The sequence below is a fragment of the Streptomyces populi genome, assembly GCF_002911015.1.
Lineage (GTDB): Bacteria > Actinomycetota > Actinomycetes > Streptomycetales > Streptomycetaceae > Streptomyces > Streptomyces populi.
Genome location: NZ_KZ626850.1, coordinates 37,708 through 64,694 on the forward strand (window position 1 = coordinate 37,708; position 26,987 = coordinate 64,694).

The window sequence follows — 26,987 nt, forward strand, 5'->3', positions numbered from 1 at the left end:
GCTCCCGCGCGCGGCGCAAAGGGTTCGGGAGGCCCGCCCGGCGGGACGGCGTTCGGCCGGGCGCCGAGGGGTAACCGTTCGGCCGGGCGCCGACGGGCAACTCGGTACACCAGCGAAACGAGAGAAGATGAGACGCCGTGACCAGGCGAACCGCAGAGAAACCCGTCCTCCGAGTGGCAGAGACCGGCTGGGCGAAAGCACGTCACCTACCCCGCAGGAGCGCGCGTACCTGCGTAGCCGCCGTCGCGGACGGGACCACCTCACCCGTCACGCACCCGAGTGCCGAGGGGAACATCGTCAGAGGCGACGACTGAACCCACCCCTCGGCCTCCGGCCTCCGGCGCACCGTGCCGGAGGCCGGAGGCGTGAACTCCGGAGCGCCCGCGCCCGTCCTACCGGCGGTGCGGGGGATTCCGTCGTGTGATGGAGCCGTTCAGCGCCGTGGCGAAGACGCACCAGCCCGCGTACGGCACGAGCACGCGGGCTGCCGTGGGGTCGACCCGGCGGACGCGGTGGACGAGTTCGGCGTTGCTCAGGTTCAGCAGGAGCGTGCCGTAGAGTCCCGCCTTCGGCTCGCGCAGGCCGAAGAACAGCCAGTTCCATCCCGCGTTGAGGGTGAGGTTGACGGCCAGGCCGGCGGCCAGGCGGGTGCGAGGGGGACCGCCGGGGGAAGCGTTCAGGGCGCGTCCGGCGGCGTAGGCGATCGTGGCGTAGAGCGGGGTCCACACGGCGCCGAAGACCCAGGGCGGCGGTTGCCACGGCGGTTTGCGCAGGGAGCGGTACCAGGCGCTGTCGGCGTCGACCGCCCGCGCCCCCAGCAGGGCGGTGGCCGTCACGGCGGCCGCGCAGGCGCCGTAGCGGAGCCGGACCTTCGGCGCTCGTTCCCTGCCCGAGTGTTCGCTGATCAGCCTCATGTCCCTGGAATTCCCCCGTATGGGCCTTTTATCGGTGGACTTGTCGGTGGACGCGGGAGGAGGCCGCCGATCGTCATCGACGGCCCTTGCGGTCGCGGTGGGCCAGCAGGCTCTGAAGGCGGGAGAGGGCGACGAGGCGGGGCCGGCGCAGGGCGGCCCGTGCGGCGTTGGCCCCGGGGGCGCCGTGGACCCCGCCGCCCGGGTGCGCCGAGGCGGAAGCGAGGTAGAGGCCGGGGACGGGTGTCTCCGGGCGGCCGCTGCCGGGCCCGGGCCGGAAGACCAGTTGCTGGTGCAGGGCGGTGGTCCCGCCGTTGATGGCACCGCCGTGGAGGTTGGCGTCCAGGTTTTCCAGCGTGGGCGGGGCGAGGACGCGCCGGGCGCGGACGAGGCCGCGGAAACCGGGGGCGTAGCGCTCGACCTGGGCTTCCACGCGGTCGGCGAAGGCTTCCTGCTCCCGGGCGTCCCACGAACCCGTCAGTTTGTCGTCCCCCGCGTCCCCCCGCACCTGTTGCGGTACGTGCGTATAGGCCCAGGCGGCCTCGGTGCCGGGGGCCGAGCGGCTGGGATCGGCGGTGGTCATCTGGCCGAAGAGACAGAAGGGTTCGTCGGGGACACGGCCCATGGCGATCTGTGAGGCGAAACGGGTGAGACCGTCGACGCCGTCGGCGAGGTGGACCGTTCCCGCCCGCGCGGCCTCGGGACAGGTCCAGGGCACCCGGCCGTCCAGGGCCCAGTCGACCTTGAAGGTGGCGAAGTCCCACTGGAAGCGCTCCAGATCGGCGAGCAGCCGTGGGGGGAGGTGCTCCTCGGCCACGAGGGAGCCGTACAGGGCGGGGGCGGAGACATCGGCCAGGACCGCCCTGCGGGCCGGGACCGCATCGCCGGCGGCCGTGCGGACGCCGACCGCGCGGCCGCCGCGGACGACGACCTCGGTGACCCGCTGTCCGCAGCGGAGGACCCCGCCGTTCCGTGCCAGGCGGCGGGTGAGGGCGGCGACGAGTGCTCCGGAGCCGCCGGCCGGGACGGGGAAGCCGTAGGTCTGGCCGAGCATGGACATGAGCCACCCGAAGCCGCCGCTGCCCGCGGCTTCCGGCGCGAGGTCGGCGTGCAGGGCGTTGCCCGCGAGCAGGAGCCGGCCGCCCTCGCCGCGGAACTCCTCCTCGCCCAGCCGCCGCACCGGCAGCACCATCGTCCTGGCCAGCCGCAGCCCGCCCGCCCCCCGCAGCCGCAGTGCCAGTCCGGCCCCGGCGCGGATCGGGGGGAAGGGAGTGAACAAGGCGTCGAGCATCACCTCCCGCACCCTCTCCCAGACGCGCCACAGCTCCTTCCACGCCGCCCCGTCGCCCGGGGCGAACGCCTCCAGACTCGTGGCGGTCTCCTCCAGTTCCCGGCTGAGGACCGCGCAGCGGCCGTCGAGCAGGGGATGGGCGAGGACCTTCGGGGCGTGGCTCCACGCCAGCCCCTCCTCCTCCAGCCGCAGGCCGGCCAGGACCGGGGAGGCCGCGGCCAAGGGGTAGAAGGCGCTGAAGAGGTCGCTGACGAAACCGGGGTCGACCCCCCGGTCGTGCCGGACCGCCCCGCCGGGCACGTCCTGGGCTTCCAGCACCTCCACGCTCCAGCCGGCGTCGGCCAGGAGGTTGGCCGCGACCAGTCCGTTGGGGCCCGCCCCGATCACTACGGCGTCCGGCATGGCATGCTCCCGGTTCGATGGGTGGCGCCGCGCCCGGTGGCGCGGCCGTCTGCGGGTCCCGGCGCCCGCTCAGGCGCTGCGCGGGTGTCCGACCGGGGTACGGGACGGCTCGTCGGTCTCCTCGCAGAGCCGGGCGAGACGACGGAGCATCGCGCGGTGCCGTATCTGCTGTGCCGCGTCCACGAGGCCGTTGTGCAGGGCGCCTCCCGGACCGCGCAAGGGGTGTTCGTCGAGGATGAGCAGCGTGTGCTCGCCCCAGGGCCGCAGTTCGATCGCGATCCTCGCGGTCCCCAGCGCCCCGCTGTCCGCCTCCAGTTCCAGCACGGTGTTCGGTTCGCTGCGACGCACGATGGTGCGGTTGCGCAGGGTGACCGGTCCGATCGCGATCTCGTAGCGGAGGGTCGCCCCCAGGTCCGGCCATCTCCCCTCGTCGGCTTCGGCGTGGGAGGTGCCGACGACCCACTCCTCGAAGCGTCCGGCGTCGGACAGGACATCCCAGACGGCCTCGGGGGGCTTCTGGATCAGACGATGCCGTACAGCCATGTGTGCCTCCGCCGTTCGAAGTGCCTCGTCCCTTGCGCGTTCCCAAACCGGGACGGAACACACACCCGTCCCACGGGCGGTGGGCGCCGTCGGCTCCCGGGGCGCCGTCAGTTCCCGGAGCGCCGTCGGCGGGGGAGCGGGGCATCCTGGATTCCGGACCCTGACCCGTTCCGCCGCGTGGAGGTGGCATGTCCCTCGAAGGTCCCCTGTCCGGCCGCACGGCGGTGGTGACAGGTGCGGCCCGGGGACTGGGCTCCGAGACGGCCCGGGCGCTGGCGCGGCGCGGTGCCCGGGTGGCCCTGCTGGGGCTGGAGGAGGAGGAACTGGCGAGGACGGCGGCCACGCTGCCCCACGACGCCGTCCGGTGGTGGGAGGTCGACGTGACCGACACCGACGCGATGGAGGAGACGGCCGCACGCGTGCGGTCCCGTCTCGGACCACCCTCGGTGGTGATCGCCAACGCGGGCGTCGCCGGGACCGGCCCGTTCCTGGACTCCGATCCGCGCGTGTGGCGGCGGGTCGTCGAGGTCAACGTGGTGGGCAGCGCCGTGACGGCGCGCGTCTACCTGCCCGACCTGCTCCGGACCCGGGGGTACTACCTCCAGGTGTCCTCCCTCGCGGCGCTCGGGCCCGCGCCCTTCATGAGCGCCTACTGCGCCTCGAAGGCGGGTGCCGAGTCCTTCGCGCAGGTACTGCGGGCCGAGGTGGCCCACCGGGGGGTGGGTGTGGGCATCGCCTGTCCGAGCTGGGCGGACACGGAGATGATCAGGGCGGGCGACGGGTTCACCGCCCTGCGCGCGCTGCGGTCTGCCCTGCCGTGGCCGGCCTCGCGGACCCATCCGGCGGCGCGGGTCGCGGAACGCCTGGTACGCGGGGTGGAACGCCGCTCCGCCGCCGTCTACGCCCAGCAGTGGGTGCGAGGAGCGCGGTTCGTACGTCCCTGGCTGCCGCCGCTGGTCGTCCTGCGCGCGCACCGCCTGATGCGGCGCCTCGAGGAGGACGGAGGCGTGGAGGACAGCGGGCTCCTGGGGGCGGGCGGGGAGGCGGCGGAGGAGGGGACCTCGTGACGCGGCTCGTCTTCGTGTGCCCCCGTTCCTGTCTCCGTGTTCCCCCGTTTCCGGTGCCGTTCCACGCGTGAGCACATCGGTGCCACGTGCGACACCGCTGGTGAGGGCCCCGAACCCGATCGGGGAGGCGGCCTTCGCCGACGCCCCGGCCACATTGCGGCGGGGCCGGGGGAACATCGCGTTTGCGGGTGTTGAGGTGGGGAAGCCGGGGGTTGGTGCTTTGGACCGAAGGCGCACGCCCCGCGAGGGATCTCCGTCTTTCCGGCCGCGGTTCCCTTCCGCAACCCGGGTGGCCCTCCGCGCGGCGATCCCTGACAGAAACCGTTCAGGCCGTGCCCGGTACCGCTTCCGGGCCGTCCTGGACCCGGCTTCAGGAGCGGATTCCCCCGATGCTCACCGAGACGACCACCGCAGGCCCCACGGACGACGACGGCGCCCTCGCCGTCCGGCCCGCCCCCTCACGCTCGCGCCGCACCCATGACGACGCCCCCGACGAGGCCGCCACGCTGTTCACACGGATGGCGGCCCTGCAGGAAGGCCCGGAACGCGACGCCGTGCGCGAGCGGTTGGTGGCCCTGTGGCTGCCCATGGCGCACCGGATCGCGAGCCGCTTCCGCGACCGCGGCGAGGACATCGAGGACCTGCGCCAGGTCGCGGCCCTCGGCCTGGTCAAGGCCGTCGACCGCTTCGAGCCCGGCCGGGGAGCCTTCGAGAGCTACGCGGTACCGACCATCACCGGCGAGGTGAAACGGCACTTCCGGGACCGGATGTGGGCCGTCCGGGTTCCCCGCCGGGTGCAGGAGCTGCGCAACCGGGTCCGTCTCGCCCGCCGTGACCTCACCCAGCGTCCGGGCAGCCCCGAACCCGGCCCGGCCGAACTCGCCGCCCACACCGGCCTCACCGAGGAAGAGGTCGCCGCGGGCCTGGAGGCGCTGGAGAGTTACAGCGCGCTCTCCCTGGACGCCGCCCTGGCCGACGACGACCACACCCTCGCCGACACCCTCGGTGCCGACGAGCACTCCTACGACGTCATCGTCGACCGCGAAGCGGCCAAGGAAGCGCTGTGCCGTCTCCCGGAACGAGAGCGGACCGTCCTGTACATGCGCTTCTTCCAGGACATGACCCAACGCCGCATAGCCGACCACTTCGGCTGCTCCCAGATGCACGTCTCCCGGATCATCACCCGCTGCTGCGCGCACGTCCGCCGTCAGGTGCTGCAGGACCGCGGGCGCCCGGTGGACCCCTCCGAGAACTGACGGACCCAGCTCGAAGGACGTGCCCATGGCCGACCCCTCGGACCTTCAGACGCTGCCAAGACGATCCGCACAAGGCCGAACGGCCTCGAGACCCAGGAGTTCGCACCGATGCTGATGCCCCTCCCCGCCACTTTGCGCCGACTCGTGAAGGAGTACGAGACGCTCCTCGCCGGGCAGGAGGACCCCTCCGGTCAGCGCTTGCGGGACCTCGCCTACACCCTGTGCGTGTCCACCGGCACCCGCGAGATCACCGACGCCCTTGCCGCCGCACGCTCTTGTCTGGCCGACCCGGCCACCAGGACCACCCTCACTTCCGCCACGGCCACCAGGTCCGGATCCGGCCGGGTGGCCACCGGGCCCGCCGTCCGCGACGCCGCCCCCCGTCCCGGGCGGCGGCCCACGACGCCGCCCCTCGCGAGCACGGGCCGGGGCGACGGAAGGTGAGGGCACGGGTGGACGGTCGGGTGACGAACACGCGACCGTCCACCCCCTCAGGGCTGTGTCCGGGGCCGGGCGACGGCGGGGAGCAGGGGCACGCCCGCCTGCGGAGCGACGGCCGCGGCCGTCCGGGCCTGCGGGCCGAGCCATTCGCACACCAGGATGGTGGCGTCGTCCTGCAGTTGCTGGTCGTGGTGCTGGAGCAGGGCGCGGATGAGGCGCCGGAGGGTCTCGGGCACGGGCAGGCCGTCGCTGTGGTGGCGGACGAGGAAGTCGATGAAGCGGGTCAGCCCGAACTCCCGGCCTCCGACGCGGGCTTCGGTGATGCCGTCGGTGTAGAGGACGAGCCGGTCGCCGGGCTCGAGCTGCTCACGGCAGAGAGTGGTGGGCAGATGCAGGTCGGTGCCCATGGGATGGGAGGGCGGGCAGTGCAGGAGGGTGGACCAGCGGCCGCCGCGGATCACGATGGGCGGATGGTGGCCGCGGTTGACCCAGGTCAGGAGGCCGGTGGTGGTGTCCAGATCGGCCAGGACGCCGGTCACGTAACGGCTGCCGCCGAACTGCTCCAGCAGGACCCGCTCGATCCGGTCACCGAGCTGGTCCAGGAGAGTGCCCTGCCGGCGGTGGTTGCGGCAGGCGGCCACGGCGAGGTTGGCGGTGAGCCCGGCGGAGGTGTCGTGTCCCATGGCGTCGAAGACCGAGAAATGGACGGTGTCGCCGGCCACGGCGTAGTCGTAGGCGTCTCCGCCGACCTCGTAGGCCGGTTCCAGGACCGCGCTGATGATGACCCGGTCGTCGGCGTAGGTGCGCGGCGGCATCAGCGTCCACTGCATCTCGGCCGCGACGTTCATCGTCTTGACACGGGTCAGACGGGCGTAGGAGTCGCTGGTGCCCCGGCCGCCGACGACCAGCATGGCCACCAGCGACGCCAGCGCCAGCATGCCCTGGTGGACACCGTCGTCGTCCTGGGCGCTGGTCACGCGCAGGACGCCGAGGCGCTCGGTGCCGTTCAGGAGCGGCACCCACCACGCGTGCGGCCCGTCCCGGTCGCCGACGGCGGCCACGACGTGCCCGTACTGGTAGGCACGGCCGGCGACCGTGCCCTCGACCGGGATCTCCGCCAAAGCCTCGCCGGTGTTCCGCGCGGCGTCCGGTCCCCTGCCGGTGAGCAGGCGCAGGACGTCGCGCTGCAGATCGCCGAGGTAGATCCGTACGTCGTCGAAGCCGGCCGCCGCGGCGTGTTCGGCCACCCGCGACGGCAACTGCTCGAAGGACATCACGTGGCTGGTGACCAGCAACTCCGTGAGCATCCGCAGCGTTTCACTGTCGCGCTGTGTCATCAGAGGCGTCCCTTCCGTCGCTTCCGTCCCTGCCGGGCGGGAGCCGTGGCGAGTCGTCCGTCCCGTCCGGGTACCCGCACCGCCTACGGCTCTCCCGTCACATCGCGGCACGGTTGCGGTGACGGACGGTCCCCGTCCGGCGCGGCCGGCACCGTGGGGCGGCCTCCCACCCCCGTCCGGCCGGAGCCGATGACATCGAGTCCTCCGTCCTGGGAACTGCTCTTCCATGGACCTGAACCACGACGAGGCGCCCGTCCTCGATGCGCTCCCCGCTACCACGACGCCGACGAACTGGGATTCACGCCTCCGGGGCACGGACAGGCGCGGGGCGCGGATCCGCGGGCCCGAGCGGTGCTGGGGGACGCCGTCTTCTTCGGTGACGTCCTCGCCAACGGCGGTCTGGACGACCGGCCGGCGCGCGGCGGCGTGCTGGAGCGGGCCGAACGCCTCATGGCCGACGCGGTCCACGCCGACCACACGTTCTTCTCCACCTGTGGCAGCTCCCTGTCGGTGAAGGCCGCCATGCTGGTGTGACCTGTCCCGGCAGCCGGCTCCTGGTGGGCCGCGACGCGCACAAGTCGGTGATCGCGGGACTCATTCTCTCCGGCGTGGAGCCGGTGTGGGTGGAACCCCGGTGGGACGCCTCGCTGCACATCGCCCATCCACCGTCGGCGGCCGCCTACGACAAGGCGTTCGCGGAACACCCCGACGCCGACGGCGCCCTGGTCACCAGCCCGACGCCGTACGGGGCGGCGGCCGATCTGGCCGGCATCGCCGACGTCTGTCACCGGCACGGCAAACCGCTCGTCGTGGACGAGGCGTGGGGGGGCGCACCTGCCCTTCCACGACGATCTGCCCTCGTGGGCGATGGACGCGGGCGCGGACATCTGCGTGACCAGCATCCACAAGATGGGCAGCGGGCTAGAGCAGGGCTCCGTCTTCCACTTGCAGGGCGATCTCGTCGACCCGGCGGAACTCGCGTCCAGGGCGGACCTCCTCGGCACGACCAGCCCCAACGTCCTGCTCTACGCCGGCATCGACGTCTGGCGTCGACAGGTGGTCCAGCACGGCCGCGAACTCCTGGACCGCACGCTGGAGTTGGCTCATCGCACCCGGACGGCCATCGAGGCGATCGGCGGCTTCCACGTCGACGACGCGGCCGACTTCTGCGGTCCTCGCCTCGCCGCTGATTTCGATCCCCTGCCGGTCGTGATGGACATCGGCGGACTGGGCACCACCGGCTAGCGCGCGGCGGACTGGCTGCGCGAGCACCACCACCTCGACACGCACCTTTTCGATCACCGCCGTATCAGCGCCCAGTTGACGCACGCCGACGACGAGGAGACCGCGGGCCGTCTCCTGACCGCCCTGCGCGATCTGGCCGACCACGCCGGCGCCCTGCGCGACGCACCGCGGGTCGTCGTTCCGGAGCCGGCGACGTGGTCACGTTCGGACCGCGACGGGCGAGTGCCTCCAGCTCCCCCAGGACGTCGGGGTCGAGCATCACGGGTGGCCCCCAGCGCCGGGAGGTGCCGAGGGCTCCGGCGGGCCGGGGAGGGGATTCAGGTCCTGCCGGAACCGCCACTGCCGAACGAACCACCGCCACCGGAGTCCCAGCGCGGACGCTCCTGCCGGTCGCTGCGTTTGCTCGCGGGGCCGCCGAGCTGGTGCGGGGTGAGGCGCTCGCTCTCGTCCGCGGCCCGGGGCACCTCGTTCGGTTCCCTGATCTGCGAGGTCTCGTGCGCGGGCCCCGACTCGGGAAGGGTGGGGTGCTCATGGGCCTTGGGCGGGCCCGGCTCGCGACGGCGCGTGCGGATTCCGAGCGATACCGCCCAGACCAGGGCTCCCGCGATGACGAGCCCGCCCAGGACGGCGCCGATCATGCCGACGGCGTTCGAGAGCGCGATGGTCCAGTATGTGTCGTCCATGGCGGCCGAGTACCCGTGCTCGCGCGGCGCAGACTCGGATCTTCCCGCCGTCCCGCGTGCTGTCCGCGCCCGGCGGGAGGCCCGGGGACGGTACGCGTCCCCGGGCCGGCGGCGACGGCGCCGGTGATCATGGGGAACGCGGACCGGTCGGCCGGGCCGGGTACGTCGTCCCGCTGTGGGTACCCGGCGCCCATGGTCACCGAAGCGCACACCGTACTGGCGTCCTCGTCCGCAGGAATCCTGTGGCCGGTGGTGGGCGTCTTCCTCGTCGTGGTCCTGCTCGCGGCGTTCCTCATGGGCCACCGGAACTCCGCCAAGCGCCGGAAATCCGCCCCCGATCCCGCGTCGCCGCAGATACAGCGGGCGCGCCGGGAGATGGAGGACCCCCCGCGCCAGGGGGAGGGCTGGAGCACTCCCGACGAGGACCCCGAGCAGGGGCATCCCCATCGATGACCGGATCGTCGCGGTGGCCCGGTGGCCGTGCCCCGCACGGCTCGCGCCTCTGACGGCCGTTCGGCTCGGATCCTCCCGGGTACCCGCCTCCACGCCCCCTCGTCCCGACCGGGAAGGAATCCATGAGTACGCACCGTGCTTCGACGCCCACCCGCTGGCGGCGCTGGCGTTCCCGGCCCGCGCTGCGCGTTCCCCTCGGGGCCGACGACGTGGAGAACGCCAGCCGCAGGTTCCTGCTGTACGGGGTCCTGCCCCTGTGGTTCGTCCCCGCCGTCGCGGACTGGGTGATGCACCGCCGCTCGGACATCGAGCACACCAGCGGGGTACGGGAGTCCGCGGTGCACGCCCTGATGATGACCGAGGCCGGCATCCCGGTCGTCGCGGGACTCACCGCCAAGATCAATCCGCTGGTCCTGTCGCTGATGGGGGGCGCGGCCGTGGCGCACGGTGCCACCGCGCTGTGGGACGTGTCGCTGGCCACCGGCGAACGCGAGGTGCGGCCCGTCGAACAGCACATCCACAGCTTCCTGGAAGTGCTGCCGATAACCGCCGCCGCCTTCACCGCATGCCTGCACTGGGACCAGGCCAGGAAGGTGTTCAGGAGCGGCGGACGGGCGGACGACTGGAAGCTCGTGCCCAAGGAACGCCCGCTGTCGGCCGGTTACTTGACGGCGATCGCCGCCGGCGTCGGCCTGTGCGTCGCGCTGCCCTACGCGGAGGAGATGGTGCGGTGTCTGCGTGCCCGCCGGGACGGCGACGAAGCCGCGGAGCGGGCGACCGGGCCGGCAGGAGAAGCGGGAGTGTGACGCGGCTCTCCCGGAAAGGGTGACAGGACGTCGTCGTCGGCGGCTGCGAACGTTGCCGGCATGACGATCACGGACGAGGACTGTCTCACCGAGACCCTGGAGTTCAACAAGCGTTTCGAGGCCGCCGCGACGAACCGGCCGTCGCGCGAAGGGAAGCCGGACGCCGCCCTGTTGGCCGCCCTGCGGCGCAACCGGCTCGGCGGCGACACACCACCGGTACGACTGCCGCACGGCCAGGACCGCGTCGTCGGAGACGGGGTGAGGGTACGAGTCTTCGTTCCGGACCGCGTCGACGGCGTGTACCTGCACATCCACGGAGGCGGCTGGGCCTTCGGGTCCGCGGACGGGCAGGACGAGAGACTGTGGTCGCTCGCCGGGCGGGCACGGCTGGCCGTGGTGAGCGTGGACTACCGGCTCGCGCCGGAACACCCGTTCCCCGCCGGGCCCGACGACTGCGAGGCGGCCGCCCGGTGGCTGGTGAGGCACGCCGCGGCCGAGTTCGGCACCGAACGGCTGCTGATCGGCGGCGAGTCGGCCGGTGCCCACCTCAGCCTGGTGACCCTGCTGCGCCTTCGCGACCGGCACGGCATCGTCGGCGCGTTCCGGGCGGCCCACCTGCTCTTCGGCCCCTACGACCTGTCGATGACGCCGAGCCAGCGGTCGTTCGGCACCAGGCGGCTGCTGAGCAACACCGAGACGCTGCGGCAGACCTACGAGCTGTTCACCCCGGGCATGGGGGCGGAACAGCGCCGCGATCCCGAGGTCTCACCGCTGTTCGCCGACCTCGGCGGTCTGCCGCCGGCCCGGATCGTCGTGGGCGGTGAGGACCCGCTGCTGGACGACTCGCTGTTCCTGGCCCGGCGATGGCGGGCGGCGGGCGCGCCCGCGCGACTCGGCGTGGTCGCCGGAGCCATGCACGGCTTCACGCTGTTCCCGCTGACCGTCACCGAGCGGGAACAGCGGCGCGGGTGGGACTTCCTGTCGGCCGCGGGACGGTAGTGTCGCCGGGATGAACCGCACCGCCCGGCTCTACGCACTGGTGGAGGAGTTGCGCGCCGCCGCGCCGCGACAGCGGACGGTCGCCTCGCTCGCCGCTCGGTTCGAGGTGAGTACGCGTACGGTGCAGCGCGACCTCCAGACGCTGATGGAGACCGGCGTCCCGGTACGCACCACGCCCGGCCGGGGCGGGGGCTGGACGATCGACTCCCGGGCGACCCTGCCTCCGATGCGCTTCACCGTCGAGGAGGCCTCGGCGCTGGCGGCCGCGCTCGCCGCGGCGGACGCCTCCACCCCGTACGCCGGTGCGGCCCGCACGGCGGCCCAGAAGATCGCGGCCACGATGACCGGTCCCGCGTCGGCGGAGGCGCGGAAGCTCGCCGCGCGGATCGTCTCCCTGCCCCCGCGGGCCGTCTCCGGCGTCCGTGCCGCGGTGGACCACGCCCTCACCACCGACACGGTCCTCCGGCTGTCCTACGTCGACGCGGCGGGACGTGAGAGCGACCGGCTGGTGGAACCGGCGGGACTGCTCACCGCCGACGGCCGGTGGTACCTCATCGCCTGGTGCCGCACGCGTCGGGCGGGCCGGGGGTTCCGGCTGGACCGCATCACGGCGGCGGCTCCCACCACCGAGCGGGCCCGGGCCCACGACCTGGCCGAACTGCTGCGCGGCTCGTCCGCGGCCGACGCCGTGCGGCCCGCGACGCTGGCGCCACTGGCACCTCCTCCGTGAAAGACCGGTACCACCTGCCCGGTGCCGTCTCCTCGTGACAGGACGACCGGTGGCGGTTTTCCGTGCGGGCATCGCCGTGGCCGTACAGTCGCCCGGTGTCCGAACGGAGCCGCCGGCCGTGGACCGCCTTCGGGCACGTCGGCGGATCGGCTCGCTTCCAGACCGCCGTGAGCACGATCTTGCCCGTATGTGTCCGCGGGCAGCGCGTTCATGGGCTGCCCGGGCATCGGCGAGCGTGTAGGTGCTGTCGATCGCGACACGGATCGTGCCCGCGTCGAGCAGTCGCCCCAGCTGCCCGAGCTGCGCGCCGCTCGAGCGGACCTGCCCGCTCGAGACCGTGACGCCCAGCCGCGTGTTCTCCTCCTCGTCGAAAACCCCGGGCATCACGGCGAACTGGGAGCCGCCGCGCTCGATCGTTCGCAGGAAGCGCCTGCTCTCGGGGCCGCCGACCGTGTCGACGACGAGGTCGACGTCGCGGAGAGCGGACGAGCCGACAGGGAGGGCGCCCCCCTGACCCCGACGGCCCCGCGCTGACGACGGACTCGGCCACGAACCCGCAGCGGGAAGCGGGAACCGGGAACCGGGTGCCCTCCGGCCTCGCGTTCCCGGGCGGAGCGGTGGACGAGGTCGCGTGCCTCGTGGACCCGCCGGTCACGGTCGACCGGGCGGCGACCGGGAGCCCTCCTGGGAGAGGGGCGCGCCTCGTCGGACAGGGCGGCTACCTCGGCAGGCGCAGCACCTGCCCGAGCTTCGCGACGCCGGTGACGTCGACCGGCAGACCTGCCAGACCCCGACGCGCGCCGGCCGTGACGGTGGAGGGACGGCCCAGGGCGTCGCCCATGTCGACGTCGATCCGGGGCGTGCCGTGACGGGCGAGCAGGTGGGCGGCCAGGCAGGCGGAACTGTTCACGTTGACGATGTCCTCGGTCACGCCGATCGAGGGGGCGAACATACGGGCCGCGACCCGGGCCGTGGTCGGCCCGGGGGAGTGGACGAAACAGCCCAGCAGGCCCAGACGGTCGCAGGCGGCGGCGAGCGGGCCGGGAGACGGGGACAGGGAGGCGAGGGCGGACCGGGTGGTGACGGGGACGAGCAGTCGCGGACGTCCCAGTGTGGCGACGCGGGCTCCCGGGCCCGCTGCCGCGGGGAGTCCCAGCAGGGGGAGGAGCAGCGCGAGTTCCTCCTGCGTGGGCTCGCGCAGGCGCACCGGACCCGTTCCGAAGGTGACGTCGAAGGACGTCGGGGCCCCGGGAACCGCGCGTCCCTCGACGGCCCGCCCGGACACCCGCAGGCCGGCCCGGTACTCCCCGTGGTCCGCACGCGCGGCGAGGAAGGCCAGGGCCGCCACGGTGCCGTGGCCGCACGCGGGCAGTTCGCCCTCCGTGGTGAAGAAGCGCGCCGGGGCCGCGGGCGGTTCGTCCCCGCCCCCGACGGGGCCGCGACCGTCCGAGAGGAAGACCGCGTGAGAGGTGCCGGCCAGGGCGGGCACGCGGCGGCGCTCCTCGTCGGTCAGCGGGCGGCCGGTCCCGGCCGCGGACGCCTCGTCCACGACCGCCGTCGGACTGCCGCCCCGGCCCTCGCGCAGGCACGCGTGCACGATCGTGACGGGCAGGCCGTCCCGGCCCGACGGCGACCGGGAGGAGGGGCGGCTCATCGGACGAGGGCAAGGAGCACGGCGGAGCGGAGCACCTCGTGCCCGCGGGCGGACAGCGTGCCGACGTGATCGGAGCCCGGCGGTTCCGGCGGGACTGTCCGCGGCATCGGCCCTCCCGTCCGGCTTGCTCCGGCGTCCGGCTCGTTCGGAAATGAGAAGCGTGAGGCCGGATGCTAGTGTTTCGAATAACGAAACGCAAGGAGGGTCATGCCGACACCTCGCCCAGGGGAACCGGTCCGCGGCTCGGCGACCGGCCGTCCGATCATGGCCGCCATGGACCTGTTCGGCCGTCGATGGGCCCTGCGCATCCTCTGGGAGCTGCGTGCCGGCCCGCTCGGTGCCCGCGCGCTGCTGGCGCGGTGCGAAGGCCTGTCGTCCAGCGTCCTCTACCAGCGCCTCCGCGAACTCACGGCGAGCGGGATCGTCGCCCGGTCAGCCGACGGCTACGGCCTCACCCGGACGGGAACGGCCCTCGGCCACGCGCTCCGCCCGCTCGACGAATGGGCGACCGCCTGGGCGCGGGAACAGGAACGGGCCGCCGGTCCCGCTCCGCGCCCCACCGGCCGGGACACCCCGCGGCCCTCCCCGTAGTCACGGGAATCCACTCCCTTCTCGGCGGCCCCGTGCACATCGGGGCCGCCGATGGGTACCCGGCCACGGTTCCCATCGGAAAACCGGTCCCGTGGGAGGGGCGATGACCGACTTCGGATATTTCCTGTCGTGCGAGGAGCACACTCCGGCGGAACTCGTCGAGCAGGCGCGCATGGCCGAGCAGGCCGGATTCCAGTCCCTGTGGATATCGGATCACTACCATCCGTGGAACGACGAGCAGGGCCAGAGCCCGTTCGTGTGGTCCGTCGTCGGCGCCCTGTCCCAGGCGGTCTCGCTGCCCGTCGAGACGGCGGTGACGTGCCCGCTCGTGCGTACGCACCCGGCCGTGATCGCCCAGGCGGCCGCGACCGCCGCGGTGCAGCTCGGCGGACGCTTCCGGCTGGGGGTGGGCACGGGAGAGGCCCTCAACGAGCACATCCTCGGCACGGTGTGGCCCGAGGCGCCGGTACGGCTGGAGATGCTGGAGGAGGCGCTCCAGATCATCCGGCAGCTGTTCACCGGCGAGCAGACCAGTCACCACGGCAGGCACTACACCGTGGAGAACGCCCGTCTGTACACGCTGCCCGACGAACCGGTGCCGATCGACGTCTCGGCGTTCGGACCGCAGGCCGCCGAGGTCGCCGCGCGCATCGGCGACGGGCTGATCACGATGATGCCGGACGAGTCCCTGGTGCAGCGGTTCCGGCGTGGCGGTGGCGGCACCGGACCTGTGCTCGGCGGGCTCAAGGTCTGCTGGGGTGTCGACGAGCGGGAGGCGGTCCGCACCGCGCACCGGCTGTGGGCCAACGAGCGGCTGCCGGGCGAACTCGCGCAAGTGCTGCCCGCGCCACGTCACTTCGAGCAGGCGTCACAGCTGGTCACGGAGGAGCAGGTGGCCCGGTCGGTGCCGTGCGGCGACGACCCGGACGCCCACGTCGAGGCGCTGGCCGCGTTCGTCGACGCCGGGTTCGACGGTGTGTACGTCAGTCAGATCGGCAAGGAACAGCAGGGCTTCTTCGACTTCTACCGCACCAAGGTCCTGCCGCGGCTGCGGAGCTGATCGCACGAGGTGGTGGACGTCGTGTCCGGCTCCGGAGAGACGGACGGCAGCGCGCTGATCGTCATCGACATGGTCAACACGTACGAGTACGAGGACGCCGAGCTGCTGACGCCCGCCGCCGAGCGGGTCGTACCGGTGCTGGCGCGGCTGATCGACCGGGCCCGGGACGCCGAGGTGCCGGTGATCTACGCGAACGACAACTTCGGTCTCTGGCGCTCTCATCACGGGGAACTCGTGGAAGCCGCCCTCTCCCGGCCGCACGCCGATCTGGTGGAACCGATCCGGCCGGCCGACGACTCCCTCTTCGTGGTGAAGACCAGGCACTCGATCTTCTACGACACGCCCCTGTCGTACCTGCTGCGGCAGCTCGGCGCCGGAACGCTCGTGCTGACCGGCCAGGTAACCGAGCAGTGCGTCCTGTACTCCGCCCTGGACGCGCACATCCGTCACTTCGAGATCACGGTGCCCAGGGACGCGGTCGCGTCCATCCACCCGCATCTGGAGGCCGCCGCGCTGGAGATGATGGAGTGCAACATGGGTGCCAGGATCGTCGAGGCGGAGGACGTCACCTTCCGAAGTGCCCCCGGCCCCGCACCCGGGGGGACTCGGGGCGGGGCCGGGGGCCCGCCGTGAGCGTACGGGCGGCCGACGGCGACGACCGTCACGTTCCTTCGCGCGGCCGCGCTCGCGACGGACGGGTGACGTGGTTCGCGCGCAGGGCGGACCGGCCGTCGCGCCAGGCGGTCAGCAGCCGCGTGGCCAGCCGGTCCTCCAGGTGGCCGGTGGCGCGGATCCCGAACACCACGTCCGTCTCCAGCCACGGCTCGTCCGCCAGCAGTCCGGCGACGACCTCGTGCCGCACGACCTGTTCGTGCACCGCGTCCGCCTCGACGTGCTCGGTGTAGAACCGGACGGCCGCCGGACCGGCGTTCAGCCGGCTCAGCGCCTGGGCCAGGCGGCGGGAGGCGGGGGAGGAGGTCACCTCGACGGTCGCGAAGTGGCCCACGAGCGCCCCGCGCAGGGAGCGGTGCAGGCCGAAGAGGGACATGAGGTTGACGGTGGCCAGCGCTTCGGCCGGAGCGGCGTCCAGGTAGCGGCCGTAGGAGGTGTCCAGGTCCAGGTCGTCCATCAGGTCGGCGAAGAGCCGTGCGTGGATCTCGTCCGCGCGGCCCGCGCCGAACTCGTCGAACTCCACCGCGACCATGGCCGCCTTGGCCCGCCCGCGCAGCCGGGGGATCACCCAGGCGTGCGGATCGGCCTCCTTGAGGTGGTAGAGCGAGCGCAACGCCGCGTACTCCCGGGCGTGTTCGAGGGTGCCGTGGTCGTGGAGGAAGTGGGACGGGCTGCCGTCCGCCTCTCCGACGGGTTCGAGCTGGAGCTCGTCGAGCGCGGCCCCCGCGGTGTCGGACGGGCCGACCGGCGCGTCCGCACGCAACGCGCGGAGGAAACGGTCCTCCAACGCGGCTCGCAGGGCGAGGAGCCGGGGCTCCCATTCGCGGTCGTCCGCCACACCGTCGAAGCCGCGGTAGTGGAGTTCGTAGAGGACGTACAGGGCGAGTTGGGGATCGTCGCCGTAGGCGTCGGCGGGAACCGGTGGGAAGGCCGTGTCCGGTCCGCGGAGCGCGGCGAGGAGCGCGGCCGAGAGCGGGCCGCGCGGTTCCGGCAGGCGCACGCCGGTCATGACGCCGCGTCCGGTTTCGTACGGCGGCGGTGGCTGGTGTCGCACCAGGGCGGGGTGCGGGTACGGCGGCAGGTGCAGACGGCCACCACGAACCGCCGCGAGACGGTCGACTCACCGTCCTCGCCGACGATTTCCACCGGTCCCTCCACGAGGATCGGGCCCTCGCGCTGGACGCGGACGCGGCGGGGACGTTCAGGCGTGTTCGGCACGGATCACCACCAGTTCCTCGTTCGTGCGGCCGTCCAGAAGCCCGCGCTCGCGCAGCCAGCCGAGCCGGGAGCGCAGTACGGGGCCGAAGGGCAGCCGGGCCCGTTCGGCGACCTCCGCGCGCAGACCGCCCGCGCGCAGCCGGGCCAGCGTCTCCTCGACGCCGCTCAGGTGCGAATGCACCATCAGCAGCCGCCCCGCCGGGCGCAGCACCGACGGGGCCGCCGCGCAGATCCGGTCGATCAGGAGGCGGCCGTCCGTACCGGCGTCCCACGCGCGGATGCGGCCCCGGGGCGGGCCGTCGCCGGGGGCGGGCACGTACGGGGGGTTGGTGACCACGAGGTCGAACCGACGGCCCGGTACGGCTGCCGTCAGGTCGCCGTGGCGCACCTTCACCCGTTGCCCGTTCAGCAGCCCGTTGCACCACGCGGCGGCCAGCGCGAGCCAGGAGATGTCCACCGCCGTCACCCGGGCGCCCAGGCGGCCCGCCTCCACCGCGAGCGCGCCGCTGCCGGTGCCGAGGTCCAGGACCTCGGTGCCGTCGGTGATCGGTTCCCGGCGCAACGCCCGCCCGAGCAGTCCCGTGTCCGTCTGCGGGCGGTAGACCCCCGGCGGGACCCAGCAGCGGAACCGGGCGGCGGCGACGGGGGCGAACCCGGTGGTCATGGCGGGCTCCTTTCCGGACGTGTTCGAGGGGGCGGTCGGGCCGACCGAGGGCCGACGACGGCACACGGGTACCCCTGAGCGTCAGACGTAACGGAGGCGCCCTGCCCACGGGGAGAACCCGCACAGGAAAAGGAGGATGATATTTCACCAATGGGGATGAAATATGCCTAAATCATTGATATTGCGGAACTTAGGAGTGATGGAGGAGTGAGGAGGCAGAAAGATGCGTCGTGAGACGGTGCAGAAGAAGCCCGACAAGAAGTCCGATTCCAGTCGTCGCACGCTTGAGGAGACGGACCGGCGTCTGCGTCCCGAGGTCCGAAAGGACATCGCGCGGACATGGTGGCCGGACGGGTAGCTCCCCGGGGGGCGGCACCGCCCTGTGAGCAGGCCGAGTACGTGGACCGGACCGTCGAGTGTGGCTGCGGAAGGAGGCTCGCCGCTGTGTCGACCGACCCGAGGAGGGTGACGTCCGTCCGTGCGGAGGAGCCGAGCCGCGCCGACGAGCCGGGTGCTGCCGAGAAGACGGGCGATGCCGACGAGCCGAGCGGTATCGAGCTTCTGGAAGAGGCGCTCGCGGTCGCCGTGCGTCGAACCGGCGCGTCGGGCGGGGGCATCTACCTGGTGGACGAGACCGGGCGGCTGCTGGGCCTGAAGGTGGCGTGCGGGCTGCCCGGCGATGTCGTCGCGCCCTGGCGGCAGGTGCCCGTGACGGCGTCCGCCCCGGTCGGTGACGCGTTCCGTGAGGACCGTGTGGTCTGGGTCGGCTCGCAGGAGGAGATGGCCCTCTCCTATCCGCAGACCGCGGCGGCGCTGCCCTACCGGTTCACTTCCGCGGCGGCACCGATCACCGGCCGCAGCCGCTGGGGCGCGCTGTTCCTGATCTGGCCCGCCGGCCACTCCGGCCGGGCCTCGCCCAGGGAGAGGGGGAACCTCGCAGCCCTCGGTCGGCGCGTCGCCCGGGTGCTGGAAGAGGCCGGCAGGAAACTCGTGCTGCCCGACGAGCCCCGCATGATTCCCATGGACGGCGCTTCCGAGAGCTTCTCGCTCTCCGCCCACGCGCCCGCCGATCTCATGGAACGGTTGCCGGAAGGCTTCGTGGCCCTCGACCTGGAGGGCAGGATCACTTTTCTCACCGCGCGGGCCGCGTCCCTCCTCGGCCGCCACGTCAGCCGGCTCCTGGGAACACGGCCCTGGCAGTCCCTGCCCTGGATGGACCAGGTCCTCGTCGAGGACCACTACCGCACCGCGGTCATCAGCCGTGAGCCCGTCGGCTTCACCGTGCTGCGGCCGCCGGACACCTGGCTCGACATCGAGCTCCACCCCGATTCCAGCGGTATCAGCGTCCGGGTGAAGCCCCGCCTGTCGCGGCCCGGTGATCCGCCCGGCACGGCCGCCCCCGCCGCGGTCCCACCGCCCGGGGCGTCCGTGGGCCGTCTGTACCAGCTGGTGCACCTGGCGGCGGCCCTGACGGACGTGATCGGCGTACAGGACGTGGTCGACCTGATCGCCGTCCAGATCCTTCCCGCCTTCGGGGCCGACGGCATGGTCCTGTCCACGGCCGACGCCGGGCGCCTGAAGATCGTCGGCCACCACGGTTACGACCCGCGGACCATCGAACGCCTCGACGGGCTTCCCGTGGACACCGGCCTCACACCCGCGGGTGAGGCGCTGATCAGCGGAAACCCCCTGTTCTTCGCCGACCCCGACGAACTCGCCCGGGACTACCCCTCCGCACCCCGGATCAGCGGCAAGCAGGCCTGGGCCTTCCTCCCCCTCGTCAGCGACGCGCGCCCCGTCGGCTGCTGCATCCTCACCTACGCCCGCCCCCACACCTTCACGGCGGAGGACCGGGCCGTCCTCACGTCGCTGGGCGGCCTCGTCGCCCAGGCCCTCGACCGGGCACGCCTCTACGACGCGAAGCACGCCCTGGCCCACACGCTCCAGCAGGCCCTCCTCCCGCGGAGCCTGCCCGCCCTCGACGGGCTGGAGGTGGCGGCACGGTATCTTCCGGCCGGCCACGGCATGGACGTGGGCGGCGACTTCTACGACCTCATCCGGCTCGACCGCGCGACCGCGGCGGCCGTCATCGGCGACGTCCAGGGTCACAACATGGCGGCCGCGGCGCTCATGGGACAGGTCCGTACGGCCGTCCACGCCACCGCGGGCGCCCGGCCCGACGAAGTGCTCGCCCGCACCAACCGGGTCCTCGCGGACCTGGAGCCCGACCTCCTCGTCTCCTGCCTGTACGCGCACATCGACCTGGACCGTCGGCGGATGAGCCTGGCCAGCGCCGGCCACCCGCCGCCCCTCCTGCACCGGCCCGGGCAACGCCCCGGCGTGCTGGAGATCGATCCGGGTCCGTTGCTCGGTATCGGTGTCGACCTCCCGTACCCGATCACCACGGTCCCGATGCCCCCGGGGACGACCCTCGCCCTGTACACCGACGGACTGGTCGAGGTACCCGGCACCGATCTCGACCGGATGACGAGCGGTCTCGCACAGCTCCTCGCGGGCGGATCCCGTCCGGACCGGCTCGTCGACAAGCTCATCCACCATTCCTGGCCCCACGGCCTGCCGACCGACGACATCGCGGTTCTGCTGCTGAAGACCGGTGAGGCCTGAACCCCGCGGCCGAAAGGCGTCGGCCACGGGGGTTTGCGGTCGCGAGCCGAGGGCACTCGGACGTCCGTGCTTCGGACCGGAGGCGCGCACCCAGCGGGAGGCGCCGGCCGCCACGGCCTTCGACGGTCCGAACAGCGCTTCTCGCATCGGCGAACCTGACTCCACGTTCAGGCAGGGTCCACGGGACGAGTCCTGTCGACCGGGCGTGAACCCACCGCTCAGGAGCGACCCGCATGCTCACCGACACGACCATCGGCAGTCCTCGTCGCCCTGACGGCTTCGCGGGCCGCCACCCGCGGCACACGCACGACGACCGTATTTGCACCCCCGCGCTCTTCACACGCCTGGTACGTCTGGAAGCGGGCCCCGAGCGTGACGCCGTGCGTGACGAACTGGTGAGGGCGTGGCTGCCCATGGCCCACCGGATCGCCGGCCGTTTCCGCAACCGCGGCGAGACGGTGGAGGACCTGAACCAGGTGGCCGCGGTAGGCCTGATCAAGGCTGTCGACCGGTTCGACCCGACCCGGGGCGCCTTCGAGAGCTACGCCGTGCCGACCATCACCGGCGAGGTGAAGCGGCACTTCAGGGACCGCATGTGGGCTCTGCGCGTGCCCCGCCGGGTGCAGGAACTGCGCAACCAGGTCCGCGTGGCCCGCCGTGAACTGAGCCAGCGGCCGGGCGCCCCGGAACCGTCCACGTCCGAGATCGCCGCCCACACGGGCCTGACCGAGGAGGAGGTGACCGCCGGCCTGGGAGCCCTGGAGAGCTTCAGCACCCTCTCCCTGGACGCCACACCGGGTGACGGCGGCACGAGCAGCCTCGGGGACGTCCTGGGCGCGGCGGACTCCTCGTACGACGTCGTCGTCGACCGCGAGGCGGCCAAGCTGGAACTGCGCCGGCTGCCCGAACGGGAACGTGCCGTGCTGTACATGCGCTTCTTCGAGGACATGACGCAGAGCCGCATAGCGGACAAGCTCGGCATCTCCCAGATGCACGTCTCCCGGATCATCAGCCGCAGCTGCGCCCACGTCCGGCACGAGGCACTCAAGTAGTGCTTCCCGGGAACCCGCGATCCGGGGACCCGGACCCCACCGACCATCCACGAGCCCACGGGCCCGTGGCCCGTCACGACCGAGGAGCCCACTGTCATGCGCGCACTCTCCCTCGTCTGCTCGTTGAACGCCTCACCCACGCCCTCCAGCAGTCATCTGCTCGCCGAGCAGATCATGACGGAACTGGATGATCTCGGAGTCCAGGGTGAGGTGGTGCGGGTCGCGGACTTCGACGTCCGGCCGGGCGTGGAGACGGACATGGGCGACGGCGACCAGTGGCCCCGGCTGCGCGAGCGGGTGCTGGAGGCCGACATCCTCGTCCTCGCCACACCGATCTGGCTCGGGCACCCGTCGAGCATCTGCCAGCGCGTACTGGAGCGCCTGGACGCCGAGCTCTCGGAGACCGACGACGAGGGGCGCATGCTCACCTACGACAAGGTCGCCGCCGTCGCCGTCGTCGGCAACGAGGACGGCGCCCACAAGGTGAGCGCCGACCTCTTCCAGGGCCTCAACGACGTCGGTTTCTCCCTGGCGCCCGGAGCGGTCACCTACTGGGTCGGCGAGGCCCAGCAGGGGACCGACTACCAGGACCTCGAGAAGACCCCCGACGCGGTGAGGAAGACGACACGCACGCTCGCCGTCAACGCGGTCCACCTGGCCCGCCGGCTCAAGGAGCACCCGTACCCGCCCGGCTGAGCGGCTGAGCGCACCACGGCCACCGGCCCGCCCGGCGGGCCGGTGGCCGCCGCTGTGTCCGACGACACCCCGGCATCGAGGGCCGGGCCACATCGCGCCGCCCCTCATCAGGGCTACCGTTCCCGGCAGGAAGTTCATCCTCTCGGCGGTTCCCGGAGGGCCGGCAGTGCTCGCAGATCTCTCCCCGCTCATCGCGGCGGCCACGCAATGGCTGACGCGCGCCTATCCCGCCTGCGGCGGGCCGTTCGCCTCCGCCCTCTGCGAGGCCCAGGCGCGCCAGGCCGTCACCGTGGCGGCGTGGCTGCGTTACCCGACACCGATGGACGCCGCCCTGGTCGCGATGGCCGGTCCGGGGGGTGCCGGAAGGCTCGACTGGACGGTCGGCGCGGACACCGCCGACGGCGCGGAGGACGACGCCTGGCGCACCTGGGTGGACGAGGCCGTGGTGAGCTGGGCCGCGTCACTCCTGACCGACGCCCGGCTGGCCGGGCTGGCGGTCACCGCACTCGCCGCCGGCGACCACGTCAGGATCGCTCCCGTGGAATTCGGGCGTCTGCGGTCACCGGACGACCACGACCGGCGGGCGGCGGCGCTGCTGCGCCACCCCGACCTGCTCGCCCCGGTGGCGGCCCTGCACCGCGAGGAGCTCATCGGCCTCCTGGGACAGGGGCGCGCGCTCGTGGCCTGACGGGGGGCGTTCTCCGCTCCGGACGTCCGTCCGCCCGCACGACCGCGAGACGCCGTGCGGGCGGACAGGACACCGGCGGTTCGCGGCGCCGGCTCTGCGGAGGCCTTTCAGTCCAGCTTCCCGCGGCCGCTCAGGGCGTCACGCAGCCGGTCGACCATGCCGACGCCCGGGGCCAGGAGCTTGTTGGCGGGCGGAGTGTCGGGGGCGGACGGGTGGGGGCGGGTCGGCGCCACCTTCTTGGCCTGGCGCACCTTGTCCCCGAGATCGTCCAGGGCCTCCGGAGGGCACGCGGCGCGCAGCATGGGGAAGAGGTTCTGCTCCTCGTCGGCGATGTGGGCCCGGATCTCGAGCATCAGGGTTCCGACGAGCCGGTCGAACTCGGGATCGCCGGCCTCGTAGCTCTCCAGGTCCTTCATGATCTGCTCGGCCTTGGAGTGGTCCTCGATCTCCCTGTCGGCCAGCGTGTCACCGTTCGGCAGGTGCCGGCGCACGGCCGGGTACAGGTAGGCCTCCTCGGCCACCGAATGGCGCACCAGTTCCATCGTCGCCTGGTCCGCGTAGACCTTCCGGTTCTTGTCACCGGGCGCGCAGCGGTCGATGCGCCCGAAGATCTCCTCGACCTCCCGATGATCGGTCATCAGCTCGTCGATGACGTTTCCACCGTGACCCATGTCCTCAGCCTTTCCAGCGGTGACGGCTCCTGGATGATCCGCCCGGGGCTTCCGGGTGCCCATCGGTCGCCGGTTGACACGAGTTTCCGTGCCGGGGGACGGCACCGGTTCCCCGGCGCCGTCGAGAGGGCGCCGGGACGTTTGAGGCCGTGGCTGGAGGACACTCGCAGGGCCCCTGCCCCACCCCGGCGTCGGGCTCGTGCGCCGGGTGCGAGGGGAGGAGCCCCGGGCCACGGGTACCCCCTGTCCGGCGCGGAGAAGCGCGGTGAGACCCAGGAGGTCGGACATGAGCGAGCGGTCCGTGATGGTTTGCCCGCCCACGAGACGCGACGGCCGTCAGGTGTGGGTGGACGGAAAGCCCATGGGCGAGGCCCAGAGCCTGCGAGCCCTGACCGAGCTGCTGAACGCGGCGGGCTGGGACGACATGGACGAGGTCGACGTCGCCGAGTGGGAGGTCATCGAGTGGTACGGCGGAGGGCCGGAGGTCTGGTCGCTGTGGTCCGACCCCTGGCCCGTGAGCGCGCGGCAGCCGGGATCCGGGTGAATCCGCCCCGGTGGCGAGCGGGCGCGGCCCGCCGGGAGCGCGTGTTGCGGAGAGCGTGCCGGTGACGCCGGCCCGCGTCCGGAGGTCTCAGCCGGAGTTCATGCGCAGATACTTCACGCCGCATTCGGGGCAGAAGGGATCCGACGCGTCGGTGCCCCAGGCGGTGGACGGCTGTGTCCAGGCGGCCGGATCGAGCTGACGCCCGCAGAGCGACACGGTCGCGCCCGCCTCCGTCATGTGCCAGAGCGCGACCCGGGCGTCGGCCGACCCGGGCGGGATCCCTTCCGCGTACTCCGCCCGCAACTCGTACTGCACGAGCCGCCCTCCTTTCCCGCCTCCGTGCCCCGCGGGGCGGTCGCCCGGCGGACGCGGCCGGATCTCCGGAGCCGGCGGGCGCCGTCCGAAGAACCCACACCGGGTTCCCCCGCCGGCGCGGGCGAATCACCGGACGCTCGCCGTGTGGGAGGGGACGTCGTGGGAACTGGGAGGGCACACCCGTACCGGGGCCGCACCACCGCACCCGCGTCAAGGACGTGAGGCACCCGGCCGACGGCAAGGGTGGTCACCGCACGGGGTGGGCGCCGTTCCGGTGGGCGGAGCGCGGCCCGCACCACGGTTGGAGTGAGCCACATGGCGAACACCGAGGACGGGACAGCCGCCGCGACCGGTGACGCGGACGTAGTCCGTGCGGTGTTCGAGCAGATGCCGCTGATGATGGCCGGCCTGGAAGGACCCGAGCACCGCGTCGTGGCGGCGAACGGCGCCTTCCGGGCCGGTGCTGACCGTGCCGCTCCCGCCGGTGCGACCCCGCACGCCGTCCTTCCGGAGTCGGTGGAACAGCGGGTGCACGAGGTCTACGACCGCGTGCTGGCCACCGGACGGACGGAGTCCTCGCGCGAGTGGTGCGTCCGGACGAACACCGGCGGCCGGGTGGTGGAGGGCTTCTACGACTGCACCGCCTCCCCTCGCACGGGCGCGGACGGCACGGTGAAGGGCGTCTCCGTGTTCGTCGCCGACGTGACCGACCGGGTTCACGAACGGCAGGCGGCCCGCGATCGGACCGAGGAAGCGGAACATCGTTGCGCACAGGCGCGCGAGACGGTCGTCGAACTGCAGCGGGCCCTGTTCCCCGAGTACCTCCCGGTGCTGCCGTCGGTGCGGGTGTCCGCCCTCCTGTCGGCCGAACCCGGCAGGAGGGCGGGCGGCGACTGGTTCGGCGTGGTGGATCTGCCGGGCGGCCGGGTCGCTCTGGTCGTGGGGGACGTCGTCGGCCATGACGCGGCCGCCTCCGCCGCGATGAGCCAGCTGCGGACCGTCGTGCTCGAGCGGCTCCGCAGCGGTGAGGGCCCGGCCGCCGCGCTGGCCGCCGCGGACCGCTTCACCGAACGGGTGCCGGGAGCACGCGCGGCCACCTGCTGCGTCGCCGTGCTGGTGCCGGGCGACGGACGGCTGGTGTACGCCTCGGCGGGGCATCCGGCACCGCTGCTGGTCGCTCCCGACGGGACCACGAGGTACCTCGCCCACGGAGCGGGCCCGTTGGGCACGGGCGCCTCCTACCGGGACCAGGACGACCGGACGCCGGACGGCGGCGTGGTCCTGCTGTACACCGAGGGCGTCGGCGAGCGTCCCGGCGTCACTCCGTCCCCGGGCCGTACCGCGCCGGCCACGACAGCCGCGGGCACTCTCCTGGAGCGCGCCTTCGGGCAAGGAGGTCCGCCGGGCGCCGCGGCACGGACGCTCGAGGTTCTGCTGTGCGAGGGCGGGCACGGCGAGGACGCCACCCTGCTCGCCGCCCACCGCACCCCGCCCGTACCCGCCTTCGAGACGGTCCTGCCCGCGGTCGTCGACAGCGTCCGCGCCATTCAGTTCGAACTGGGCCGATGGCTGCTGCAGCTGGGGTGCTGCGACGAGGACGAGACCGCCGTCCAGCACGCCGTCGTGGAACTCGTCACCAACGCGGTCGACCACGCCTACACGGAGGCGGAGCCCCCGGACACCGACAGAAGCGTGCGGGTGCGCGCCCGTCTGACGGAGGATGGTACGGCCGTCGTCGAGGTCGCCGACCACGGCAGCTGGTCCGACGGGGGCCAGCCGGACCCGCTGAGGGGACGGGGACTGGCCATGGTGGAGCTGTTCACCGGTGCCTTCACCGTCGACCGCGGTGACGCCTCCACGGACAAGGGGACGACGGTGCGGATCAGCCATCGGCTGCGCCGTCACGTCACCGTCGCCACAGGCACCGCGCCGACGGCCACCAGACCGGGGGAACTGCGGATCGAGGAGGAGCCCGACACCGTCGGGCGGCTCGTCGTCCGCGGCGGCGTCGACACCACGACCGCGCCCCGGCTGAGGGCGGGTCTGATGTCCGCCTCCCACGGCGGCACCACCGACCTCACCGTCGACCTGTCCGCCGTCACCCACCTGGCCGGTGCCGGGGTGCGGGTGCTCCACGACACCGCCGCGCTCTGCGGGAGGAACGGCCGGACCGGACTGACCCTGATCGCCTCGGCCGGCTCCGTCGCCGCGAGCGTTCTCGACCTGGCCGACCTTCCCTACACCCATGACACGGCCCCGTGACCGGACATGGCCTCCCGTCCCGTGCGACGGCGACGGAAAAACGCACCTTTGCTGCTCCCGCGGACGGGTACTCGGCGCGCAGCCGGCGGTTCCCGGGCCGGTCGTCCGAGA

At 73.1% G+C, this 26,987-nt stretch carries 27 protein-coding genes and 2 pseudogenes; 17 read left to right on the forward strand and 12 right to left on the reverse strand.

All coding sequences use genetic code 11. The features are described from left to right. Nucleotides 1-392: 392 nt before the first annotated feature. From CW362_RS08565 to CW362_RS08575, 3 genes are all read right to left on the reverse strand, one after another. On the reverse strand, nucleotides 393-914 hold the full coding sequence (locus tag CW362_RS08565) for a TspO/MBR family protein (RefSeq protein WP_103548765.1): 522 nt from the start codon (nucleotides 912-914) through the stop codon (nucleotides 393-395). A 73-nt stretch (nucleotides 915-987) separates the two neighbouring features. Further along, on the reverse strand, nucleotides 988-2,604 hold the full coding sequence (locus CW362_RS08570; protein ID WP_206300895.1) for a phytoene desaturase family protein: 1,617 nt from the start codon (nucleotides 2,602-2,604) through the stop codon (nucleotides 988-990). 69 nt (nucleotides 2,605-2,673) lie between these two features. After that, nucleotides 2,674-3,147, reverse strand: coding sequence for an SRPBCC family protein (locus tag CW362_RS08575; RefSeq protein WP_103548766.1), 474 nt, complete (start codon nucleotides 3,145-3,147; stop codon nucleotides 2,674-2,676). Between the two features lie 188 nt (nucleotides 3,148-3,335). Here CW362_RS08575 and CW362_RS08580 point away from each other — a divergent pair, with 188 nt between their 5' ends. The 3 genes from CW362_RS08580 to CW362_RS08590 all read left to right on the forward strand — a co-directional run bounded on the left by CW362_RS08580 (nucleotide 3,336) and on the right by CW362_RS08590 (nucleotide 5,914). Continuing rightward, nucleotides 3,336-4,214, forward strand: coding sequence for a short-chain dehydrogenase/reductase (locus tag CW362_RS08580; protein ID WP_103548767.1), 879 nt, complete (start codon nucleotides 3,336-3,338; stop codon nucleotides 4,212-4,214). A 389-nt stretch (nucleotides 4,215-4,603) separates the two neighbouring features. Then, entirely contained in the window at nucleotides 4,604-5,470 is an 867-nt protein-coding gene (locus CW362_RS08585) for a SigB/SigF/SigG family RNA polymerase sigma factor (RefSeq protein WP_103548768.1), read from the forward strand. A gap of 108 nt (nucleotides 5,471-5,578) precedes the next feature. Beyond that, nucleotides 5,579-5,914, forward strand: coding sequence for a DUF5133 domain-containing protein (locus tag CW362_RS08590; RefSeq protein WP_103548769.1), 336 nt, complete (start codon nucleotides 5,579-5,581; stop codon nucleotides 5,912-5,914). Nucleotides 5,915-5,961: 47 nt separating this feature from the next. Here the strand turns inward: CW362_RS08590 and CW362_RS08595 are convergent, their stop codons facing one another. Next, entirely contained in the window at nucleotides 5,962-7,248 is a 1,287-nt protein-coding gene (locus tag CW362_RS08595) for a PP2C family protein-serine/threonine phosphatase (RefSeq protein ID WP_240657720.1), read from the reverse strand. 226 nt (nucleotides 7,249-7,474) lie between these two features. On the opposite strand from CW362_RS08595, the pseudogene CW362_RS08600 reads away from it, so the two are divergent. Beyond that, nucleotides 7,475-8,685 (forward strand): annotated as a pseudogene (locus CW362_RS08600) (aminotransferase class I/II-fold pyridoxal phosphate-dependent enzyme); the annotation flags it as partial. 125 nt (nucleotides 8,686-8,810) lie between these two features. On the opposite strand, the gene CW362_RS08605 reads toward CW362_RS08600, so the two are convergent. Next, the gene (locus CW362_RS08605) at nucleotides 8,811-9,176 is read right to left on the reverse strand and encodes a DUF6479 family protein (protein ID WP_167455610.1); all 366 of its coding nucleotides are present in this window, start codon (nucleotides 9,174-9,176) and stop codon (nucleotides 8,811-8,813) included. Between the two features lie 192 nt (nucleotides 9,177-9,368). Here CW362_RS08605 and CW362_RS08610 point away from each other — a divergent pair, with 192 nt between their 5' ends. From CW362_RS08610 to CW362_RS08625, 4 genes are all read left to right on the forward strand, one after another. Next, nucleotides 9,369-9,629: a DUF6479 family protein gene (locus CW362_RS08610; protein WP_162684004.1), complete on the forward strand. Its 261-nt coding sequence runs from the start codon at nucleotides 9,369-9,371 to the stop codon at nucleotides 9,627-9,629. A gap of 122 nt (nucleotides 9,630-9,751) precedes the next feature. Further along, nucleotides 9,752-10,435 (forward strand): diguanylate cyclase, encoded by a 684-nt coding sequence (locus CW362_RS08615; RefSeq protein WP_103548771.1) that lies wholly within the window; start codon nucleotides 9,752-9,754, stop codon nucleotides 10,433-10,435. A gap of 60 nt (nucleotides 10,436-10,495) precedes the next feature. Beyond that, a complete protein-coding gene (locus CW362_RS08620; protein ID WP_103548772.1) occupies nucleotides 10,496-11,434 on the forward strand; it encodes an alpha/beta hydrolase in 939 nt (312 codons plus the stop codon). Nucleotides 11,435-11,444: 10 nt separating this feature from the next. Beyond that, nucleotides 11,445-12,164, forward strand: a complete 720-nt coding sequence (locus CW362_RS08625) for a helix-turn-helix transcriptional regulator (RefSeq protein ID WP_103548773.1) — start codon at nucleotides 11,445-11,447, stop codon at nucleotides 12,162-12,164. Nucleotides 12,165-12,330: 166 nt separating this feature from the next. On the opposite strand, the pseudogene CW362_RS45580 reads toward CW362_RS08625, so the two are convergent. Together CW362_RS45580 and CW362_RS08635 are read right to left on the reverse strand one after the other, a co-directional pair. Continuing rightward, nucleotides 12,331-12,644: pseudogene (locus CW362_RS45580) on the reverse strand (zinc-binding dehydrogenase); the annotation flags it as partial. Between the two features lie 238 nt (nucleotides 12,645-12,882). After that, nucleotides 12,883-13,818 (reverse strand): PhzF family phenazine biosynthesis protein, encoded by a 936-nt coding sequence (locus CW362_RS08635; RefSeq protein WP_103548774.1) that lies wholly within the window; start codon nucleotides 13,816-13,818, stop codon nucleotides 12,883-12,885. 264 nt (nucleotides 13,819-14,082) lie between these two features. On the opposite strand from CW362_RS08635, the gene CW362_RS08640 reads away from it, so the two are divergent. The 3 genes from CW362_RS08640 to CW362_RS08650 all read left to right on the forward strand — a co-directional run bounded on the left by CW362_RS08640 (nucleotide 14,083) and on the right by CW362_RS08650 (nucleotide 16,102). Next, on the forward strand, nucleotides 14,083-14,409 hold the full coding sequence (locus CW362_RS08640; protein WP_103548775.1) for a winged helix-turn-helix transcriptional regulator: 327 nt from the start codon (nucleotides 14,083-14,085) through the stop codon (nucleotides 14,407-14,409). A 103-nt stretch (nucleotides 14,410-14,512) separates the two neighbouring features. Further along, nucleotides 14,513-15,469: a TIGR03557 family F420-dependent LLM class oxidoreductase gene (locus tag CW362_RS08645; RefSeq protein ID WP_103548776.1), complete on the forward strand. Its 957-nt coding sequence runs from the start codon at nucleotides 14,513-14,515 to the stop codon at nucleotides 15,467-15,469. 21 nt (nucleotides 15,470-15,490) lie between these two features. Next, the gene (locus CW362_RS08650; RefSeq protein ID WP_206300896.1) at nucleotides 15,491-16,102 is read left to right on the forward strand and encodes a cysteine hydrolase family protein; all 612 of its coding nucleotides are present in this window, start codon (nucleotides 15,491-15,493) and stop codon (nucleotides 16,100-16,102) included. A 28-nt stretch (nucleotides 16,103-16,130) separates the two neighbouring features. On the opposite strand, the gene CW362_RS08655 is transcribed toward CW362_RS08650, so the two are convergent. From CW362_RS08655 to CW362_RS08665, 3 genes are read right to left on the reverse strand one after another with little or no spacing between them, the layout of a single operon-like run. Continuing rightward, nucleotides 16,131-17,150, reverse strand: coding sequence for an iron-containing redox enzyme family protein (locus CW362_RS08655; protein WP_103548777.1), 1,020 nt, complete (start codon nucleotides 17,148-17,150; stop codon nucleotides 16,131-16,133). Continuing rightward, nucleotides 17,147-17,359: a CDGSH iron-sulfur domain-containing protein gene (locus CW362_RS08660; protein ID WP_103548778.1), complete on the reverse strand. Its 213-nt coding sequence runs from the start codon at nucleotides 17,357-17,359 to the stop codon at nucleotides 17,147-17,149. The genes CW362_RS08655 and CW362_RS08660 overlap by 4 nt, the downstream gene beginning before the upstream one ends. Beyond that, on the reverse strand, nucleotides 17,343-18,023 hold the full coding sequence (locus CW362_RS08665; protein ID WP_103548779.1) for a HemK2/MTQ2 family protein methyltransferase: 681 nt from the start codon (nucleotides 18,021-18,023) through the stop codon (nucleotides 17,343-17,345). Before CW362_RS08665 ends, CW362_RS08660 begins: the two co-directional genes overlap by 17 nt. Nucleotides 18,024-18,584: 561 nt before the next feature. Between CW362_RS08665 and CW362_RS08670 the strand changes: the two genes are divergently transcribed. The 4 genes from CW362_RS08670 to CW362_RS08685 all read left to right on the forward strand — a co-directional run bounded on the left by CW362_RS08670 (nucleotide 18,585) and on the right by CW362_RS08685 (nucleotide 23,084). Further along, nucleotides 18,585-20,648, forward strand: coding sequence for a SpoIIE family protein phosphatase (locus CW362_RS08670; RefSeq protein ID WP_240657726.1), 2,064 nt, complete (start codon nucleotides 18,585-18,587; stop codon nucleotides 20,646-20,648). A gap of 233 nt (nucleotides 20,649-20,881) precedes the next feature. After that, nucleotides 20,882-21,700, forward strand: a complete 819-nt coding sequence (locus CW362_RS08675) for a SigB/SigF/SigG family RNA polymerase sigma factor (protein ID WP_103548781.1) — start codon at nucleotides 20,882-20,884, stop codon at nucleotides 21,698-21,700. A 96-nt stretch (nucleotides 21,701-21,796) separates the two neighbouring features. Continuing rightward, nucleotides 21,797-22,396: a flavodoxin family protein gene (locus tag CW362_RS08680; RefSeq protein ID WP_103548782.1), complete on the forward strand. Its 600-nt coding sequence runs from the start codon at nucleotides 21,797-21,799 to the stop codon at nucleotides 22,394-22,396. Between the two features lie 166 nt (nucleotides 22,397-22,562). Next, complete coding sequence (locus tag CW362_RS08685; RefSeq protein WP_103548783.1) at nucleotides 22,563-23,084, forward strand: hypothetical protein; 522 nt, start codon at nucleotides 22,563-22,565, stop codon at nucleotides 23,082-23,084. A gap of 107 nt (nucleotides 23,085-23,191) precedes the next feature. Here the strand turns inward: CW362_RS08685 and CW362_RS08690 are convergent, their stop codons facing one another. After that, complete coding sequence (locus CW362_RS08690; RefSeq protein ID WP_103548784.1) at nucleotides 23,192-23,755, reverse strand: hemerythrin domain-containing protein; 564 nt, start codon at nucleotides 23,753-23,755, stop codon at nucleotides 23,192-23,194. Between the two features lie 286 nt (nucleotides 23,756-24,041). Here CW362_RS08690 and CW362_RS08695 point away from each other — a divergent pair, with 286 nt between their 5' ends. Continuing rightward, nucleotides 24,042-24,299 carry a hypothetical protein gene (locus tag CW362_RS08695; protein WP_103548785.1) on the forward strand — a complete coding sequence of 86 codons (258 nt, stop codon included), beginning with the start codon at nucleotides 24,042-24,044 and terminating at the stop codon, nucleotides 24,297-24,299. A gap of 87 nt (nucleotides 24,300-24,386) precedes the next feature. Here the strand turns inward: CW362_RS08695 and CW362_RS08700 are convergent, their stop codons facing one another. Further along, complete coding sequence (locus CW362_RS08700; protein ID WP_103548786.1) at nucleotides 24,387-24,614, reverse strand: hypothetical protein; 228 nt, start codon at nucleotides 24,612-24,614, stop codon at nucleotides 24,387-24,389. Nucleotides 24,615-24,929: 315 nt separating this feature from the next. Here CW362_RS08700 and CW362_RS08705 point away from each other — a divergent pair, with 315 nt between their 5' ends. After that, the gene (locus CW362_RS08705) at nucleotides 24,930-26,876 is read left to right on the forward strand and encodes a SpoIIE family protein phosphatase (RefSeq protein WP_103548787.1); all 1,947 of its coding nucleotides are present in this window, start codon (nucleotides 24,930-24,932) and stop codon (nucleotides 26,874-26,876) included. Nucleotides 26,877-26,987: the final 111 nt, after the last annotated feature.